Annotated in this window: 13 protein-coding genes and 1 tRNA gene; 11 read left to right on the top strand and 3 right to left on the bottom strand. The window is 61.0% G+C overall.

Annotated elements, in window-relative coordinates; translation table 11 throughout:
* Positions 1–112 precede the first annotated feature (112 nt).
* Complete coding sequence (locus AC4CWF_RS04185) at positions 113–997, bottom strand: N-formylglutamate amidohydrolase (RefSeq protein ID WP_491283885.1); 885 nt, start codon at positions 995–997, stop codon at positions 113–115.
* A 178-nt stretch (positions 998–1,175) separates the two neighbouring features.
* On the opposite strand from AC4CWF_RS04185, the gene cpdR1 reads away from it, so the two are divergent.
* The 5 genes from cpdR1 (at position 1,176) to AC4CWF_RS04160 (ending at position 4,067) form a co-directional block, all read left to right on the top strand.
* On the top strand, positions 1,176–1,538 hold the full coding sequence (gene cpdR1 / locus AC4CWF_RS04180) for a response regulator CpdR1 (protein ID WP_210105567.1): 363 nt from the start codon (positions 1,176–1,178) through the stop codon (positions 1,536–1,538).
* Between the two features lie 105 nt (positions 1,539–1,643).
* Positions 1,644–1,718 (top strand) — tRNA-Val (locus AC4CWF_RS04175).
* Positions 1,719–1,997: 279 nt separating this feature from the next.
* A complete protein-coding gene (locus tag AC4CWF_RS04170; protein WP_491283884.1) occupies positions 1,998–2,375 on the top strand; it encodes a PH domain-containing protein in 378 nt (125 codons plus the stop codon).
* A gap of 211 nt (positions 2,376–2,586) precedes the next feature.
* Entirely contained in the window at positions 2,587–3,240 is a 654-nt protein-coding gene (locus tag AC4CWF_RS04165) for a polysaccharide biosynthesis GNAT family N-acetyltransferase UppQ (protein ID WP_491283883.1), read from the top strand.
* Between the two features lie 75 nt (positions 3,241–3,315).
* Positions 3,316–4,067 (top strand): IS5 family transposase gene (locus AC4CWF_RS04160; RefSeq protein WP_491283882.1). Its coding sequence is split into 2 segments (ribosomal slippage): positions 3,316–3,646 and positions 3,646–4,067, totalling 753 coding nucleotides; the frame shifts between segments, so codons are not numbered across the junction.
* A 97-nt stretch (positions 4,068–4,164) separates the two neighbouring features.
* Here AC4CWF_RS04160 and AC4CWF_RS04155 read toward each other — a convergent pair.
* Entirely contained in the window at positions 4,165–4,518 is a 354-nt protein-coding gene (locus tag AC4CWF_RS04155) for a hypothetical protein (RefSeq protein WP_491283881.1), read from the bottom strand.
* A gap of 328 nt (positions 4,519–4,846) precedes the next feature.
* Here AC4CWF_RS04155 and AC4CWF_RS04150 point away from each other — a divergent pair, with 328 nt between their 5' ends.
* Positions 4,847–6,637: a chloride channel protein gene (locus AC4CWF_RS04150; protein ID WP_491283880.1), complete on the top strand. Its 1,791-nt coding sequence runs from the start codon at positions 4,847–4,849 to the stop codon at positions 6,635–6,637.
* A 112-nt stretch (positions 6,638–6,749) separates the two neighbouring features.
* Here AC4CWF_RS04150 and AC4CWF_RS04145 read toward each other — a convergent pair whose 3' ends face one another.
* Positions 6,750–7,790, bottom strand: a complete 1,041-nt coding sequence (locus tag AC4CWF_RS04145; protein ID WP_491285200.1) for a glutamine synthetase beta-grasp domain-containing protein — start codon at positions 7,788–7,790, stop codon at positions 6,750–6,752.
* A gap of 432 nt (positions 7,791–8,222) precedes the next feature.
* On the opposite strand from AC4CWF_RS04145, the gene AC4CWF_RS04140 reads away from it, so the two are divergent.
* The 5 genes from AC4CWF_RS04140 to AC4CWF_RS04120 all read left to right on the top strand — a co-directional run bounded on the left by AC4CWF_RS04140 (position 8,223) and on the right by AC4CWF_RS04120 (position 16,834).
* Positions 8,223–8,426 (top strand): DUF2735 domain-containing protein, encoded by a 204-nt coding sequence (locus AC4CWF_RS04140; protein WP_491283879.1) that lies wholly within the window; start codon positions 8,223–8,225, stop codon positions 8,424–8,426.
* 375 nt (positions 8,427–8,801) lie between these two features.
* Positions 8,802–12,143 (top strand): transglutaminase family protein, encoded by a 3,342-nt coding sequence (locus tag AC4CWF_RS04135; protein WP_491283878.1) that lies wholly within the window; start codon positions 8,802–8,804, stop codon positions 12,141–12,143.
* A gap of 10 nt (positions 12,144–12,153) precedes the next feature.
* Positions 12,154–14,556, top strand: coding sequence for a circularly permuted type 2 ATP-grasp protein (locus tag AC4CWF_RS04130; RefSeq protein WP_491285198.1), 2,403 nt, complete (start codon positions 12,154–12,156; stop codon positions 14,554–14,556).
* A 3-nt stretch (positions 14,557–14,559) separates the two neighbouring features.
* A complete protein-coding gene (locus tag AC4CWF_RS04125) occupies positions 14,560–15,441 on the top strand; it encodes a transglutaminase family protein (protein ID WP_491283877.1) in 882 nt (293 codons plus the stop codon).
* A 115-nt stretch (positions 15,442–15,556) separates the two neighbouring features.
* Entirely contained in the window at positions 15,557–16,834 is a 1,278-nt protein-coding gene (locus tag AC4CWF_RS04120; RefSeq protein WP_491283876.1) for a TadE/TadG family type IV pilus assembly protein, read from the top strand.
* Positions 16,835–17,025: the final 191 nt, after the last annotated feature.

Below are 17,025 nucleotides of genomic sequence, written 5' to 3'. Positions count from 1 at the left end.
CTTAGCCGCGCCCGTAGGCGCGGTTTTTTTTGGCCGCACGTCAGCGGCAGGCGCGCAAAGGCCTGAAGGAACAGCGCAAGGGTTGCAGAAAAGAAGTGGGAAAAAGGCGGCGTTATTCGGCCGCCAGCGCCGCATCGGCGCTGAAGCCGACGGAAAATTCCACCATCTGGCGCATGAAGGTGGAGAGCGCACCGGCAATCAGATCGAAATCCGGCCGCCGCTGCAATGTCACCTCGTCCACGTAGAGCGCACGGTTGACCTCGATCTGCAACGCATGCAGTCCGCGCACCGGACGCCCGTAATGTTCGGTGATGAAACCGCCCGCATAAGGTTTGTTGCGAACGGCGTTAAAGCCCATGTCTTCGAGAAAATGCAGCGCCGCGCGTGACAGCTCGGCCGATGCGCTGGTGCCGTAACGGTCCCCGATGATGAAATCCGGGCGCACGTCCGAGCCCGCAAGCCGGATCGTACCCGGCATCGAATGGCAATCGATGAGGATGGCGAGGCCAAAGCGCGCATGCGTTCGCGCAATCAGCCGGCGAAGGCAGGCATGGTAAGGCTTGTAGATGGTTTCGATGCGCGACAGCGCCTCATCCACCGAAAGCCGGCGCGCATAGATTTCCATGTTTTCGGCAACGATGCGCGGCACAGTGCCAAGGCCGCCCGCCACCCGCATAGAGCCGATATTGGCATAGGATGGCAGCGCGCCATCGAACATGCGCGGGTCGAGTTCATAGGGCTCGCGATTGACATCGAGATAGGCGCGGGGAAAATTTGCCACAAGAAACGGCGCACCCAGCATGGTCGCATCGGCAAACAGCTCATCGACATAATGGTCTTCCGAGCGGCGAATGCCGATCTGGTCGAGACGTGAGGCCTTCAGAAACTCTGCCGGATACTGGCGCCCGCTATGGGGAGAGTTGAACACGAAGGGAATTGTCTGCGTGTCAGGCTCGCGTACCTCGAAGGGGTCAAAATCGCCCGTCACCCAATCCATCTGCCCTTTACCATGCCGTGAACTTGTCTTAACCCCATGTTGCCAGTTGCCAGCAGTGAAGTCCATACTATCTACAACCACGCCCATGGACGTTGTCGCCGCGCGCATTCACAGGTTTTTTACTGCGGATCCGTAAGGTGCAGAACCTCCGAACCATGAGAAACCATAAACGGTCCTGATGATGCAAAAAATCCTTCTTGCCGAAGATGATAACGATATGCGCCGCTTCCTGGTGAAGGCGCTGGAAAAGGCCGGCTACAAGGTGGCGTCCTTCGACAATGGCGCAAGCGCCTATGACCGGCTGCGCGAAGAACCGTTTTCGCTGCTGCTCACCGACATCGTCATGCCCGAGATGGACGGCATCGAACTGGCGCGCCGCGCCACCGAACTCGATCCGGACCTGAAGGTCATGTTCATCACCGGCTTTGCGGCCGTGGCGCTGAATTCCGATTCGAAGGCCCCGAAGGATGCCAAGGTGCTGTCCAAGCCCTTCCACCTGCGCGATCTTGTGGACGAAGTGAACAAGCTTCTGGCCGCCTGAGCCGGGATTCCGGGCTTCCGGAAGCGACTGTCAAAAAACAGTCATGACCGGCGAAAAAAGCGGTTGACGGGCAGAGCCTGTTATGGTCTATGCCGCGTCACGGAAGGGCGTGTAGCTCAGCGGGAGAGCACTACGTTGACATCGTAGGGGTCACAGGTTCAATCCCTGTCACGCCCACCATTCCATTCTAAACGTTGAGAAATCCGCTTCGGCGGATTTCTCCGTTTTAGGGCTTTCGACGGGTTTTCATCGCCTTCTTTCTCCGCCTGTTAGCCGGCCGCCCTGTCGGCAAAAAAGCACCGCTGCTCGGTGCCGCCGCTTGCCCTTCAGCACCGTCTTTGAAACTTACCCACAGGGTGAAGCCCCACCTTTCACATCCGCTGCGAGAATGCCGGGGATGCATTTTTCCATCGGCTGCCTATCTCTTGCTCATCAACCACCTGCCATGGGAGCGAGACGATGGGACTTTTTGATAGCCTGATGGGACATGGATCCAAGGTGGATCCTGCCGATCTTGCCAAACGCCTCGATGGCGTACTGATCGATGGCGAGGCGCCGCAGCTGGCATTTCGCATCGTGCGGGATTTTTTCGTCTTCACCCAGCACCGGCTGATCCTTGTGGATATCCAGGGCATGACCGGCAGCAAGGTCGACTATACCAGCGTGCCCTACCGCGCCATCACACGCTTTTCGGTGGAAACCGCCGGCACGTTCGATCTCGAATCGGAACTGCGGATCTGGGTCTCGGGAAGTGCGACCCCGATCCAGCGGACGCTTGGCAAGGGAAGCGACGTGCGCGGCATCCAGCGGGCGCTTGCCACCGGCGTCTGCCGTTAAATGGCTTCACCGGCTCCGCCCTCCCCTTCAAGCCCTTTGCCTGATCGGGGCGCACGCGTTCCCAGGTAAAAGTCCGGCCGTGTTCCGAGACCGCTTGAGAACTTCTCTTCACAATTGCGTTAACACCTCCTCCACTCGGAAACAGACTCGTCATTCGTGTCGTTCTACCACTGCACAACTTTAAAAAGTGGAGGAGAAAATGCAAAAATTCATGAGTGTACTGTTGGTCAGTGCCGCTTTTGCTGCACCTTTGCCATACCAGTCTTTCGCACAGGATATCGGCGTCTCCGTTGGCGGCATCAGCGCCGGCGTCGATGTGAACACGAGCAATGGCGTGGGTGTTGGAGCCGACGTGTCTGCTGGCGGCAGCAATGGCGTTAACGCCAGCGCGGATGCAAATGTCGGCGGCGGAAGCGTTGCCGGCGCCGATGTCAACGCCTCGGTTGGCGGCAGCAATGGCGTGAACGCCGGGGCCGATGCCAATGTTGGCGGTGGAAACGGCATTGACGCGGGCGCCACAGCCTCCATCGGCGGCAGCCGCGGCGTCAATGCCGATGTTGGCGTTGGTGTCGGTGGCGGACGCGGCGTTGATGTGGATGCAAATGTCGGGATCGGAGGCACGCGGCCCGGCGGCGGCAACCCGGGCGGTAATCCCGGCGGCAACCCGGGCGCCAATCCAGGGAATGGCACTCCGGGCAACGGTAGCCCCAGAAGCCTGACGCCCGCCCAGATGCAGACGCTGCGCAATATGTCGGGCGACGAGCGCCGGCAGATGATGGTGCGCTGCGCCACCATCAACGCATCAAGCTATGACGCGGCACTGGTCAATCTCTGTCGCCTGCTACGCCAGACAGCGTCGCGCTGATCCGCAACAGCTTAAAGACATACACTAGGGTCTGTGGGGATTCACAAATCAGCGCGAATGTGATTCACGCTTTGGATGGATCGTTTTGTACTGACAGACGCCCAATGGGCGCAGATAGAACCGCATTGTCTGGGAAAACCTATGGATCCCGGTCGCAGCGGCAGAAACAACCGGCTGTTCATTGAAGCCGTGCTTTGGATTGTGCGCACGGGCAGCCCATGGCGTGACCTGCCCGCTGCGTTTGGCAACTGGAGCACGGCATTCCGTCGGTTTCGCGACTGGCGTGAAGCCGACATTTTCAAACGCATATTCGATGCCCTCTCTGATGAACCGGACATGGAATACGCCATGGTGGATGCCACCATCGTCAAGGTCCACCGACACGGTCAGGGCGCAAAAGGGGGACTCAGAGCCAGGCCATTGGTCGCTCAAAAGGTGGGATGACAACCAAAATCCTGGCACTGACCGATGCTTTAGGCAATTTGGTCCGGTTCGAATTGCTGCCGGGCCATCGCTTCGACACGGTCGGCGTCGCGCCGCTCATCGATGGCATTGAGTTCGGTGCGCTACTTGCAGACAAGGCTTTCGATAGCAACAACATTTTGGCCGATCTCAACGAGCGCGGCGCGAAAATCGTCATCTCGCAACATCCACGTCGATCAGTGCCTCTCCAAATCGACACCGAAATTTACAAATGGCGACACCTGATCGAAAACTTCTTCTGCAAACTCAAAGAGTTCAAGCGCATCGCTATGCGAGCATGTAAAACGGACCAGAGCTTTCAGGCCATGATCTATCTGGCAGCGGCTGTGATCAACTCACGATGAATCCCCACAGTCCCTAAAGAACAAGGGCGGGCCTGATCTCAGGCTCGCCCTTTTCAATTGTTAGTCTCCTCATGCCTTGAGAGCTATCCTGGAGACATTACCAGCGGTCACCACCCCAGTGCCGCGGTGGCGGGCCCCAATCGCCCCGTGGCGGTGGGCCCCAATCGCCACGCGGGCGATGACGGGGCGGCGGCGGTCCCCAGCCCCAGTCGGGCGGTGGCGGGCGGTAGTAGCGCGGCGGCGGCGGACCGCGACGCGGCACACATTCGCCCCAGCGGGTCAGGCGCCAGCCGCGACCGCAGGCATAATCCACCTTCTGGACCAGACCGGGCTCAAAAGCCTGCTGTTGCGTGAAGGAAAACGAAGACGGCAGGGGCTGGGCAAAGCTCGTGCCCGTGCCCGTCAGGGCCGGTACGGTGGCAAGTGCGGCAGCAAGAATAAGGGCCTTCATGGTCATCTACCTCGTGTCAGTCGACGGGCAGAGAATTGAGCCGGCCGCCTGAACCTTCGCTGAATCCTCCATTCATCCTTCATCGGGCCTGCAGATGCTACAAACGGGCGGAAAACTGCCGGCCAACGTATGATTTTCATGAAAAACGTTGGTGGCGGCCTCGAATTCGACGGAAATCGCCTAGCTATGACTGGAACCGCGAGAAGAGCTTGAAACCCGGGCAGGACTTGTGCTTTGACCCGCCCGCGAAGCGTGGCGGAAAACCGGCGACACAGCCGCAACTGATTGCCATCAGGCAGAAGACCCATGCAGGAGGGCGAACAGCCCGATGAAGACGCTCTCCACCGCATCGTTTATCCGTCTGGTCCAGACCTGGACAAAACTTGCCAAGAAAAAGGCCTTTGCCCGCGGCAGCGAAATCGGCCTGGTGCTGTCGGCCATGGTGATCGGGCTTGCCGCGGGTGCCGCCGTCAGTTGCATGAGCTGGATTTCACGCAGCCTGCACAGCCTGATCTTCGGCATCACCATGGGGGATTGGCTCAGTTCCTCGACCATCGAAAACAAGCTGATCGTGCTCGTTGCCCCCATTGCCGGCGGCGTGCTTCTTGGCATCGTCCTCTTTATCCTGGCCAAGCGGCGCAAACGCGCCATCATCGACCCCATCGAGGCAAACGCGCTTTATGGCGGGCGCATTTCGCTGACCGACAGCATTATCGTTGCCGGCCAGAACCTCATCTCCAACGGCTTTGGCGCGTCCGTGGGGCTGGAGGCCGGTTATACGCAGCTTTCCGCGGGCATTGCCTCCAAGCTCGGAACCAAGCTCAACCTGCGGCGCGAGGACATGCGCATCCTCGTTGGCTGCGGGGCAGCCGGCGCCATTGCCGCGGCCTTCAATGCGCCGCTGACCGGCGCCTTCTACGCCTTCGAGCTGATCATCGGCACCTACAGCATGGTGGCGCTGGCGCCCGTCGTGGTGGCCGCCATTATCGCCACCTTTGCGGCGCGTGCCTTTTCCGGCAACAGTTTCATCATCGAAGTCGGTGAGATCGGTATCATCACACCGGCAGACTACGTGCCGGCCATTGCGCTTGGCGCCATCTGCGCTGGCGTCGGCATCCTCATCATGCAGGGCGTTGCCCTGGTCGAGGAGATGGCGCGCAAAAGCTCTTTGCCGCCCTACGTGCGTCCGGCGCTCGGCGGCATTGTCGTCGGGCTTCTGGCGATGATCACGCCACAGGTTCTGTCTGCCGGCCACGGCGCGCTGCACCTCAACCTCGACAGCGAGGCCCCGGCAAAAATCCTCATTGGCATCCTGCTCTTGAAATCGCTGGCCTCTGCCGTCTCCATCGGCTCCGGCTTTCGCGGCGGCCTGTTTTTTGCGTCGCTGTTCATGGGTTCGCTGATCGGCAAGATCTTTGGCACGCCGGCCGATTTCATCACGACCGGCACGCTGACGCCCACCGTCCTTGCCGTCGTCGGCATGAGTTCGCTGGCCGTTGCCATCATCGGCGGGCCGCTCACCATGACGTTTCTGGCGCTCGAAATCACCGCCGATTTTCCGATCACGGCGCTGGTTCTGGCGGCCGTCATCACCTCGTCGCTCGTGGTGCGCACCACATTCGGGTATTCGTTTGCCACCTGGCGTTTTCACCTGCGCGGCGAAAGCATCCGCAGCGCCCATGACGTCGGCTGGATCCGCAACCTCACGGTGGACAAGTTGATGCGCGCGGATGTGAAATGCGCAAAACTCGGCACCTCGCTTGCGGAATTTCGCGAGGCGTTTCCGCTGGGCTCGGCCAAGCGCGTCATCCTGCTCGACGACCAGGATCGTTATGCCGGCCTGATCTCGCTGCCGGATATCTATGCCGATGAGGCCGATGTTGCCCAGCCACGCACCGATGTCGCGGATTTCATCAGCCACAAGAACGATTTCCTGCTGCCGCAGATGAATGCCAAACAGGCCGCCGAAATCTTTGACCAGGCTCGCGCCGAAGCGCTGCCTGTGATCAACAACCTCATCGAGCGGCGGGTTCTCGGCCAGCTCAGCGAAGCCCATACCCTGCGCCGCTACAGCGAAGAACTGGACCGTCGCCGCCGCGAGGCCGTGGGCGAGGTCTGAAACTTCGGCGCGCCCAACCGCCACATTGTCTCTCTTTCCGCCACGCCCATGAAAAAAGGCACCGGATTGCTCCGGTGCCCGTTCGTCATGAAAAGTCTTGGGGTCAGAAGGCTTATGCAGCGTTCTTGGCGTAATCGGCAGTCGGTACTTCGGCGATCGTCTTCAGAACGACCGAAGCGATCTGGTAAGGGCAGCCCTGCGAATTCGGGCGGCGGTCTTCCAGGTAACCCTTGTAACCGTTGTTGACGAAGGAATGCGGAACGCGGATCGAGGCACCACGGTCAGCAACGCCGTAGGAGAACTTGTTCCACGGAGCGGTTTCGTGCTTGCCGGTCAGGCGCAGATGGTTGTCCGGACCGTAGACGGCGATATGCTCTTCCCAGTTCTTGGCAAAAGCGGCCATGAGGGCTTCGAAATACTCCTTGCCGCCCACTTCGCGCAGGAAGGTGGTGGAGAAGTTGCAGTGCATGCCCGAGCCGTTCCAGTCGGTATCGCCGAGCGGCTTGCAATGGAATTCGACGTCGATGCCATACTGTTCGCAAAGGCGCAGCAGCAGGTAACGGGCGATCCAGATCTGGTCGGCGGCGCGCTTAGAGCCCTTGCCGAAAATCTGGAATTCCCACTGGCCCTTGGCCACTTCGGCATTGATGCCTTCGTGGTTGATGCCGGCAGCAAGGCAGAGATCCAGGTGCTCTTCAACGATTTCGCGGGCAACCGAACCGACGTTCTTGTAGCCGACGCCCGTGTAATACGGACCCTGCGGAGCGGGATAACCCTGTTCCGGGAAGCCGAGCGGACGACCGTTTTCGTAGAAGAAATATTCCTGTTCGAAACCGAACCAGGCGCCCTCGTCGTCAAGGATCGTGGCGCGGCTGTTGGTTGCATGCGGCGTGACGCCATCGGGCATCATGACTTCGCACATGACCAGCGCACCGTTGGTGCGGGCCGGATCGGGATAGATGGCGACGGGCTTCAGGACGCAATCGGAGCTATGACCTTCGGCCTGCATGGTGGACGAACCGTCAAAACCCCAGAGCGGCAGCTGCTCCAGCGTCGGGAATTCGTCGAATTCCTTGATCTGCGTCTTGCCACGAAGATTGGCGACCGGCTTGTAACCATCGAGCCAAATATACTCGAGCTTGTATTTCGTCATAGTCATCTCTCGTTTCTATGCTGCGAGGTGTGAGCACATCCCGCGCCAGGGCACCACATCATGGGCGCCACCGCCGGGACTGTCAGAGGAAATGCATATTGCGTGCCAGTTGACGGCATCGGCCGCGTTTTGCGGTTTTCGAGGCCCGCACCATGCCGATTGCCGGCGCAATCCTGGGAGGCGACAGGGGCTTTCTGCCCCCGCTCCGGGGAACCGCTGGCACTGCGCGGTGTTGAAGGGGAAGGGTCATGGTGCGCGCAACAGCGGCTCCGCCCTCATTCCTCAGTCCTCACTTATCACAGTTGCCAAATGTCCAGATTCTAGGCATAATGCATAAAATTAGACCACCAAAAAGATGCAAAATAATGCATCGTGATCGAAATTTAGGCATAATCGCCTTTTGGAATGGAAGAATGTACAAAGGATAAGACCATGGCCACGGCAATCGAACCCACCACTGCGCAGATCATTCCCTTCCCCGTTGGCGGCGTCCGCCGACTGCGTGAGCGCAACCAGCGTCCCGAGGTCAAGCTCGAGGCTGAGGCTGCCCACCACACGGATCTCGCGTTCGGCGGTTGCTGGTATCATGAAGAAGCCATCTCTGGCCCGACCCCTCCGACCGGCAAGCTCAGCTGAGCACATTTGCACATCCGACAGGCACTTGAGCGCAAATATTGTGCGAAAGCCTTTTGATTGGGCATTTCGCACGCAATGCCCGCTTCCACGGTTCCGGGTCGCTCCCACAAGCGCCTGATATTAGGGCAGCCAGAAACATAAAAGGGCAGGAAATCAAGATCTTCGCACCATACAGCCGGGATCTTGTGAAAGGCCTTGGTGTGAAAACAACCATTATGGCCTGCCGTTTCGGAATCATCTTGCACTTTGCTTTGGCAAGGCGCGCCCGCTTTGCGGGATAAGCGCCGAAGTGCCTTGCTTTCTTCTCCTGCATTGCACAAACTCCGGCCCTTCATGCGCGCCGGGTCCATCTGAAGGGGCCCGACTAGGAGTTCCATGTCGATCAAGGCCAGTATTTATCACCTGACGCATTATAAATATGACAGGCCGGTCCGCCTCGGGCCGCAGATCATCCGCTTGAAACCGGCCGCGCATTCCAGAACGCGCGTGATCAGTCACTCGCTGAAGGTTTCGCCGGCGAACCATTTCGTCAATCTTCAGCAGGACCCTTACGGCAATTACCTTGCCCGCTATGTTTTCCCCGAGCCGGTGACGGAACTGAAGATCGAAGTCGATCTCGTTGCCGACATGACGGTCTACAATCCGTTCGATTTCTTCGTGGAAGAAGAGGCCAGCCGCTGGCCCTTCGATTATCCGGAAGATCTGGTCGAGGATCTCTCCATCTACCGCAAGCCGGAACCGGCAGGCCCGCTGCTCTCGGCCTTCATGAAAACGGTTGACTGGTCACCGGACCAGCCGACTGTCGATATGGTGGTTGGCCTCAACGCCCGCCTGCAGCGCGATATCGGTTATGTCATCCGCATGGAGCCCGGCGTGCAGACGCCGGAAAAGACGCTGGAGACGGCGCTTGGATCGTGCCGCGATACAAGCTGGCTTCTGGTGCAGGTGCTGCGTCATCTCGGTCTTGCCGCCCGTTTCGTCTCCGGTTACCTCATCCAGCTGACGCCGGACCTGAAGGCGCTCGACGGCCCCTCCGGCACGGAAGTCGATTTCACCGACCTGCATGCCTGGGCGGAAGTCTATCTTCCCGGCGCAGGCTGGATCGGCCTTGACCCGACCTCCGGGCTGTTGACCGGCGAAAGCCACATTCCGCTTGCCGCCACCCCGCATTTCCGCAACGCCGCGCCGATTTCCGGCGGTTATTTCGGCGAGGCGGAAACGGCGTTCGAATTCGACATGCGCGTCACACGCGTCGCAGAACATCCGCGCATCACCAAGCCGTTTTCCGAGGAAAGCTGGCAGGCGCTCGACACGCTCGGCCGCAAGGTGGATCAGGTGCTGGCCACTGAGGACGTGCGGCTTACCATGGGTGGCGAGCCTACCTTCGTTTCCATCGACGATTTCCAGTCGGAGGAATGGAACACCGCCGCCGTTGGCCCGACCAAACGCGACAAGGCCGATATCCTCATCCGCAAGCTGCGCGAACGTTTTGCGCCGGGCGGTTTTCTGCATTACGGGCAGGGCAAGTGGTATCCGGGCGAAAGCCTGCCGCGCTGGACCTTCTCGCTTTACTGGCGCCGTGACGAAAAGCCGATCTGGCGTGATCCCAGCCTGATTGCCGAGGAGGGCCAGGACTACGAGGTGACAGAAGAGGATGCCGGCCGCCTTCTGTCTGCCATTGCCAGCGAACTCGACATTACGCCTGACATGGTGGTGCCGGCCTTCGAGGATCCGGGCGAATGGATTTTGCGCGAGGCAAACCTGCCCGACAATGTCGATCCGGCCAATTCCAAGCTGAAGGACCCGGAAGAGCGCAATCGCCTCGCCCGCGTGTTCGAACGTGGCCTGACCCGCCCATCTGGGTATGTGCTGCCGGTGCAGGCCTGGAACAGCCGCGCCTCCGGCCCGCGCTGGGTCAGCGAAAAATGGCGCACGCGGCGCGGCCGCGTCTTTCTGGTGCCGGGCGACAGCCCCGTCGGCTATCGCCTGCCGCTAAATTCGCTGCCCTATATCCCGCCCTCGCAATATCCCTATATCAACCCGATGGACCCGAGCATCGAGCGCACGCCGCTGCCGGATTTCCACAAGGAAACGACGGCCGAGGGCAAGAAGGAGCGCAAGCTTTCGGCGGCACATTTCGAGCCGACCGCCGAAAATGCGCAGCCGCAACAGCGGGTGAGCGAAGAAATCATCGGCTTTGTGCGCACGGCCATCAGCGTGGAAGCGCGTGACGGGCGCCTTTGCGTGTTCATGCCGCCGACCGTCAGCATCGAGGAATATCTCGATCTCATTGCGTCTGCTGAACGCGCCGCAACCCAGCTTGGCCTTGCCGTTCACATCGAAGGTTATGCGCCGCCGCAGGACGAGCGGCTGAACGTCATCCGCGTCGCACCCGATCCCGGCGTCATCGAGGTCAACATTCACCCCGCCTCCAACTGGCAGGACTGCGTCGACATTACGACGGCGATCTATGAGGAAGCCCGCCAGAGCCGGCTCGGCGCCGACAAGTTCATGATCGACGGGCGCCATACCGGCACCGGCGGCGGCAACCATGTGGTGGTCGGCGGCGCCAACCCGAACGACAGCCCGTTCCTGCGCCGTCCGGACCTGTTGAAAAGCCTCGTGCTGCACTGGCAGCGCCACCCGGCGCTGTCCTATCTGTTTTCAGGCCTGTTCATCGGCCCGACCAGCCAGGCCCCGCGCATCGACGAGGCCCGCCACGACAGTCTCTACGAGCTTGAGATCGCAATGGCTCAGGTGCCCCTGCCCGGCACGGGGCCAGCCCCCCTGCCCTGGCTGGTGGACCGCCTGTTCCGCAATCTTTTGACCGATGTGACGGGCAATACCCACCGCTCGGAAATCTGCATCGACAAGCTGTTTTCGCCGGATGGCCCGACAGGCCGGCTCGGCCTTGTGGAATTTCGCGGTTTCGAAATGCCGCCGAATGCCCGCATGTCGCTGGCCCAGCAACTTCTGGTGCGCGCGCTCATCGCCCGTTTCTGGAAAAACCCGCTGCAGGGCTCCTTCGTGCGCTGGGGCACGGCGCTCGCCGACCGTTTCATGCTGCCGCATTACGTCTGGGCGGATTTCATGGACGTGCTCGCGGACTTGAGACAAAACGGTTTCGATTTCCGCCCGGAATGGTTTGCCGCACAGCTGGAATTCCGCTTCCCTTTCTTCGGCGAGGTGGAATACGAGGGCGTGAAGCTGGAACTGCGCCAGGCCCTGGAACCATGGAACGTGATGGGTGAACAGGGCGCCATTGGCGGCACCGTACGTTATGTGGATTCCTCCGTGGAACGCCTGCAGGTCACGCTGCAGACGGATAATCCGCAGCGTTACCGGGTCACCTGCAACGGTCGTGCCGTGCCGCTTGCGCCGACAGGCACATCCGGCGTTTCGGTGGCCGGCGTGCGCTTCAAGGCCTGGCAGCCGGCAGCTGGCCTGCATCCGGTTCTACCGGTCAACACGCCGCTCACCTTCGATATCTACGACACCTGGTCCAGCCGCTCCATCGGCGGTTGCGTTTATCATGTGGCGCATCCGGGCGGACGCAATTACGAGACTTTCCCCGTCAATGGTAACGAGGCGGAGGCCCGCAGGCTTGCGCGCTTTGAACCTTGGGGGCATACGGCTGGCCGTTACGACGTGACGCCAGAACGGGTCTCGCCGGAGTTTCCGCTGACGCTCGACATGCGTCGGCCGATAGGAGTGTGATGTGGCAGTGATCCGGGCGGGCGACCTGAAGGCGCAAAGCGAGGCGATTGGCGAGGATCCCATCCTCGGTTATCGCGCGCTGCCCGGCGTTTCCGACGAAATGCTCGACCGCGACGGTGAGATCCGGCCGGTCTGGCAGACCATGATCGATGCGCTCAGTCGCCTGTCGGAGGCCGAGCTGCACGAACGTTTTGCCCGCGCCGATCGTTATCTGCGCGATGCCGGCGTGTTCTACCGGGCCTATGGCCCCAAGGGCAGCGGCGAACGCAGCTGGCCGATCTCGCACGTTCCGGTTCTGATCGACGGCAAGGAGTGGGAAAAGGTCTCCGCGGGCCTTATCCAGCGCGCCGATCTTCTGGAAAAGATCGTGGCCGATATCTACGGCGACAACACGCTGGTGCAGGAGGGCATCCTGCCGCCGGCGCTCGTCGCCAACAATCCGGAATTTTTGCGCCCGCTCGTCGGCGTCAAACCGGCCAATGGCCATTACCTGCATTTCTGTTCGTTCGAGATCGGCCGCGGTCCCGATGGCAACTGGTGGGTGCTGGCCGACCGCACGCAGGCGCCTTCCGGTGCCGGTTTTGCGCTCGAAAACCGCGTGGCAACCACGCGCGCCTTTTCCGACATTTATGGCGAAACCCATGTCCATCGGCTCGCCTCTTTTTTCGGCGCCTTCCGCAATGCGCTGCAGGCGCACAAAAAAAGCCCTGATGATCGTATCGCGGTTTTAACCCCCGGCCCCGCCAACGAAACCTATTTCGAACACGCCTATATCGCCCGTTACCTCGGCTTCATGCTGCTCGAGGGCGAGGACCTGACTGTCGTCAACGACAAGGTGATGGTGCGCACGGTGGCCGGCCTCAAGCCCGTCGGCGTTCTCTGGCGCCGTCTCGATGCCGCCTATGCCGATCCGCTGGAGCTCAACCAAAGCTCGCATATCGGCACGCCCGGCATGGTGCAGGCGCTGCGCGCCGGTTCGGTCTCCATCGTCAATGCGCTGGGGTCCGGCATTCTTGAAACGCGGGCACTGCTCGCCTTCACGCCCACCATCTGTCATCATCTGCTGAACGAAGAGCTGATCCTGCCCTCCATCGCTACCTGGTGGTGCGGGCAAAAGGCCGAGCGCCAGCATGTGGCTGACAATATCGGCCGCATGGTCATCGGCCCCGCCTATTCGCGCCTGCCCTTCTTTGATGATGGCGGCCAGTCCGTTCTGGGAGCACCCCGCAAGAACGCAAAACAATCGGTCGAGGAATGGCTGACCGCCGAAGGCAACCAGCTCGTGGGCCAGGAAGTCGTCACCCTCTCCACCACACCGGCCTATGTCGATGGCAAGCTGACGCCGCGGCCGATGTCGCTGCGCGTTTTTGCCGCTCGCACCGAAAACGGCTGGCAGATCATGCCCGGCGGTTTTGCCCGCATCGGCTCCGGCGCGGATGTGGCAGCCATTGCCATGCAGGCGGGCGGCACGGCGGCCGATGTGTGGATCGTCTCCGACAAGCCGGTGGAGCGCCAGACGCTTCTGCCGCCGGAGGAAAGTTTTTCGCGCAACATGCCCGGCAGCCTGCCGAGCCGGGCGGCCGACAACCTGTTCTGGCTCGGCCGCTACATCGAGCGGGCGGAAGGGGCGCTGCGCATTCTGCGCGCCTGGCACATGCGCTACGCCGAATCCGCCGATCCCGAGCAGCCGCTGCTAGCCGACGTGGCGCGCTACCTCGAAGGCACCGACATGGAGATGGTCAAGGCCGTGCCGGAGCCTTTGATCCGCAACATCGACAGCGCCATCTATTCCGCCAGCAACATCCGCGACCGGTTTTCGCCCGATGGCTGGCTGGCGCTGAACGACCTTGCCAAGACCGCACGACGTTTCCATGAGGCGGTCCAGGGCGGCGACGATGCCGCCCATGCGATGACCGTGCTGTTGCGCAAGCTCGCGGGCTTTGCAGGCCTTGTGCATGAAAACATGTACCGCTTCACCGGCTGGCGTTTTCTCTCCATCGGCCGTTATCTGGAACGTGGGCTGCACATGACGCGGCTTCTCGGCCACATGTCCGGCCCCGATGCGCCCGATGGTTCGCTCGATATGCTCTTGGAAATCGGCGACAGCGTGATGACCCATCGCCGGCGCTACAATGTCAACACGGCGCGCCTCACCGTCACCGATCTTCTGGCGCTCGATCCGCTCAACCCGCGCTCGGTGCTGTTCCAGCTGAACGAGATCCGCACGGAAGTGGAGCAATTGCCGCATCCTTTCGGCAATGGCCAGATGTCGGCGCTGGACCGCGAAGCGATGCGCCTGCATTCCGGCCTTGCGGTGATGACGCCGGAAGGCATGAGCACCGACATTTACAGCAAGCTGGAGATGGAGATGGAAAAGCTTTCCGATCTCATTGGCCAGACCTATTTTGGATAATCCATGCTTTACGATCTGTCGCTGCACATGGGTTATCGTTATGAGGCGTCCGCATCCGGCGCGCGGCATCTGTTGCGCCTGATGCCGCTGTCGCTCACCGACCGCCAGCGGCTGATCGCCGGTTCGCTGACCGTGTCCCCAACCGCCGACGAGCGCACGACATTCACCGATTTCTTCGGCCAGCAGACGACCTCGATCCTGTTTCGCGCGCTGCACGACACGCTGGACATTCGCATGCAGGCGCGCGTGCAGGTGGACAACCTGCCGCTGGTGGCGGATCTTTCGCCGGAACTGCCACATCTGCGTGCCGAGCTTTCCGATCTGCTGTCGGTTGCATCGGGATCGCCGCATCATCTGGCCGGCGCCAGCCCGCTTCTGCCGGATGTGGCGGAAATCACCGCCTATGCCCGCGAGGGTGTAAAGCCGGGGCAGACGGTGCGCGAGATCGCCATTGCCCTCTGCACGCGCATTCATAAGGATTTCAAATATGATCCGGAGGCAACGACGGTGGACACCACGCCGCGCGAGGCATTTCGCCTCAAACGCGGCGTCTGCCAGGATTTTTCCCACATCATGATTGTCGCCCTGCGCAGCCTTGGCATTCCCGCCGGGTATGTCAGCGGTTTTCTGCGCACGCTGCCGCCGCCCGGCAAGGAGCGGCTGGAAGGGGCGGATGCCATGCATGCCTGGGTCAGGATCTGGTGCGGCAAGGCCGCCGGTTATATCGAGCTTGACCCAACCAACAATATTGCCGCCAGCTGCGATCATATCGTTGTCGGTTACGGCCGCGATTATTCCGATGTCGCGCCGGTGATTGGCGTGGTGAAAAGCTATGGCAAGCACAAGACCGAACAGGCTGTGGACGTCATCCCGGTCAAGGCCTGAGACGCCCGGTTCTGGTGCGGTTTGATCAAATACAACCGAATATATTAGGGATTTTCAAAGGCCTCGGCGCCTATCCAGTCCATCGGTTCTGATTGATGGGTTGATGGAGGCGATAATGGTGAGGTTTTCCCTTCACGGGCTGCTTTGCGACCGAAGCGGCAATTTCGCTCTGATGACCGCCATTCTCCTGCCGGTGCTGATCGGCGGCGCAGGCATTGCCGTCGATGTCACCCATGTCATGCAGCAGAAATCCAACCTGCAATCGATTGCCGACGCCGCAACGCTTGCGGCAGCGTCCCGCATGTCGAACGAAGATTTGAGCGAAGAGAGTGCCATGGCGATGGCGCGGAACTATCTCACGAGCCAGTACCTGGCCGATCTCGAGCAGTCGGGCGCATCGAAGGCTGAACTGGATGCGGCGCGCGAGGCGCTGGTGGCAAAAACGGAGATTGCCGCCACGACCACCGCCACCGGTGGCTCCTCAAAGGCTTTCGAGGTAACGCTTTCAACCGGCACCCTTGTGCCGCTGAGCGCCCTGACCCGCGTTCTCGGATTTGAGACCATGCCGGTCAACGTGACCAGCACGGCTGAGAGCGCACGCGAGGGTAATGCGCTATCAATGTTGCTTGTGCTCGACGAATCCGGCTCCATGGCAGAGGACACCACGACGCTCGATCCCGTCAACCCGACAAAGACGGTCAGCGTGCAGGAACAATATTCCTGCGGCTGGCGGACCTGCACGCGGCCGGGCACAGCAACCGTTGCCAATTACGTCACGAAGATCGCAGCCCTCAAATCCGCCGCAGCCGTGATGTTTGCCGAGTTGAAAAAGGCGTCCGCCCCGGACACGACAAATGCCAGCGCGCAGGAGACGGCTGCCCGCACCCTCATGCGCATCGGTTCCGTCTCCTATACCCACGAAACACAGACGCCGCAGGAACCGGCCTGGGGCACGACGGCGGCTGCCGCATACGTGACCGCCCTGCCGGCAGTGCCGGCCGGCGGCACGGATGCAAGCGGCGCGATGGCCGTTGCCTTCTCGGACCTGAAATCGACCAATCCTGCCGAAGCCAGGGCCCACAAGGCCAAGGGTAATGACAATTTTGCCCGTTTCATCGTGCTGATGACCGATGGTGAAATGACCGGCTACAGCAACACCTGGAACCGCTCGATCGACGACAAGGTGCGCGCCGCCTGCCAGCAGGCCAAGGACGACCAGATCACCATCTTTACCGTGGCCTTCATGGCGCCTGATCGCGGCAAGGCGCTGCTGCAGGCCTGCGCCAGCGGCCCCGACAATTATTATGCCTCTTCCGACATGAGCGACCTGGTGACGGCGTTCGGCGATATCGGCCGCAAGGCCGCAAGGACAGCGGTGCGGCTGACCAACTAAGCTCTTGCGGCAATGCAGCTTGCTGCGGCAGCCGATCAGACAGCCTGCGGCTTGTCGTTTTTTCTCAGGATGTTGAGGGGTTTCCAGCGCACGACACGATGAACGCCAAGAACATTGCAGAGGATGATTGCAAGTGCCTGCCAACGATGCATAAACTGTGTTCCGACACCATGGCGGATTGTTCGTTGAGA

The sequence above is a fragment of the Neorhizobium sp. PAMB6630 genome, from assembly GCF_058242775.1.
This window is presented reverse-complemented; position numbering and strand designations above follow the sequence as displayed.

Excerpts from the sequence above, each read along its gene's own strand:
- AC4CWF_RS04120 (WP_491283876.1), top strand. The coding sequence starts at position 15,557 with ATGGTGAGGTTTTCCCTTCACGGGCTGCTTTGCGACCGAAGCGGCAAT.
- AC4CWF_RS04170 (WP_491283884.1), top strand. The coding sequence starts at position 1,998 with ATGGGACTTTTTGATAGCCTGATGGGACATGGATCCAAGGTGGATCCT.
- AC4CWF_RS04185 (WP_491283885.1), bottom strand. The coding sequence starts at position 997 with ATGGATTGGGTGACGGGCGATTTTGACCCCTTCGAGGTACGCGAGCCT.
- AC4CWF_RS04150 (WP_491283880.1), top strand. The coding sequence starts at position 4,847 with ATGAAGACGCTCTCCACCGCATCGTTTATCCGTCTGGTCCAGACCTGG.
- AC4CWF_RS04145 (WP_491285200.1), bottom strand. The coding sequence starts at position 7,790 with ATGACGAAATACAAGCTCGAGTATATTTGGCTCGATGGTTACAAGCCG.
- AC4CWF_RS04135 (WP_491283878.1), top strand. The coding sequence starts at position 8,802 with ATGTCGATCAAGGCCAGTATTTATCACCTGACGCATTATAAATATGAC.
- AC4CWF_RS04165 (WP_491283883.1), top strand. The coding sequence starts at position 2,587 with ATGAGTGTACTGTTGGTCAGTGCCGCTTTTGCTGCACCTTTGCCATAC.
- AC4CWF_RS04140 (WP_491283879.1), top strand. The coding sequence starts at position 8,223 with ATGGCCACGGCAATCGAACCCACCACTGCGCAGATCATTCCCTTCCCC.
- cpdR1 (WP_210105567.1), top strand. The coding sequence starts at position 1,176 with ATGATGCAAAAAATCCTTCTTGCCGAAGATGATAACGATATGCGCCGC.
- AC4CWF_RS04125 (WP_491283877.1), top strand. The coding sequence starts at position 14,560 with ATGCTTTACGATCTGTCGCTGCACATGGGTTATCGTTATGAGGCGTCC.
- AC4CWF_RS04155 (WP_491283881.1), bottom strand. The coding sequence starts at position 4,518 with ATGAAGGCCCTTATTCTTGCTGCCGCACTTGCCACCGTACCGGCCCTG.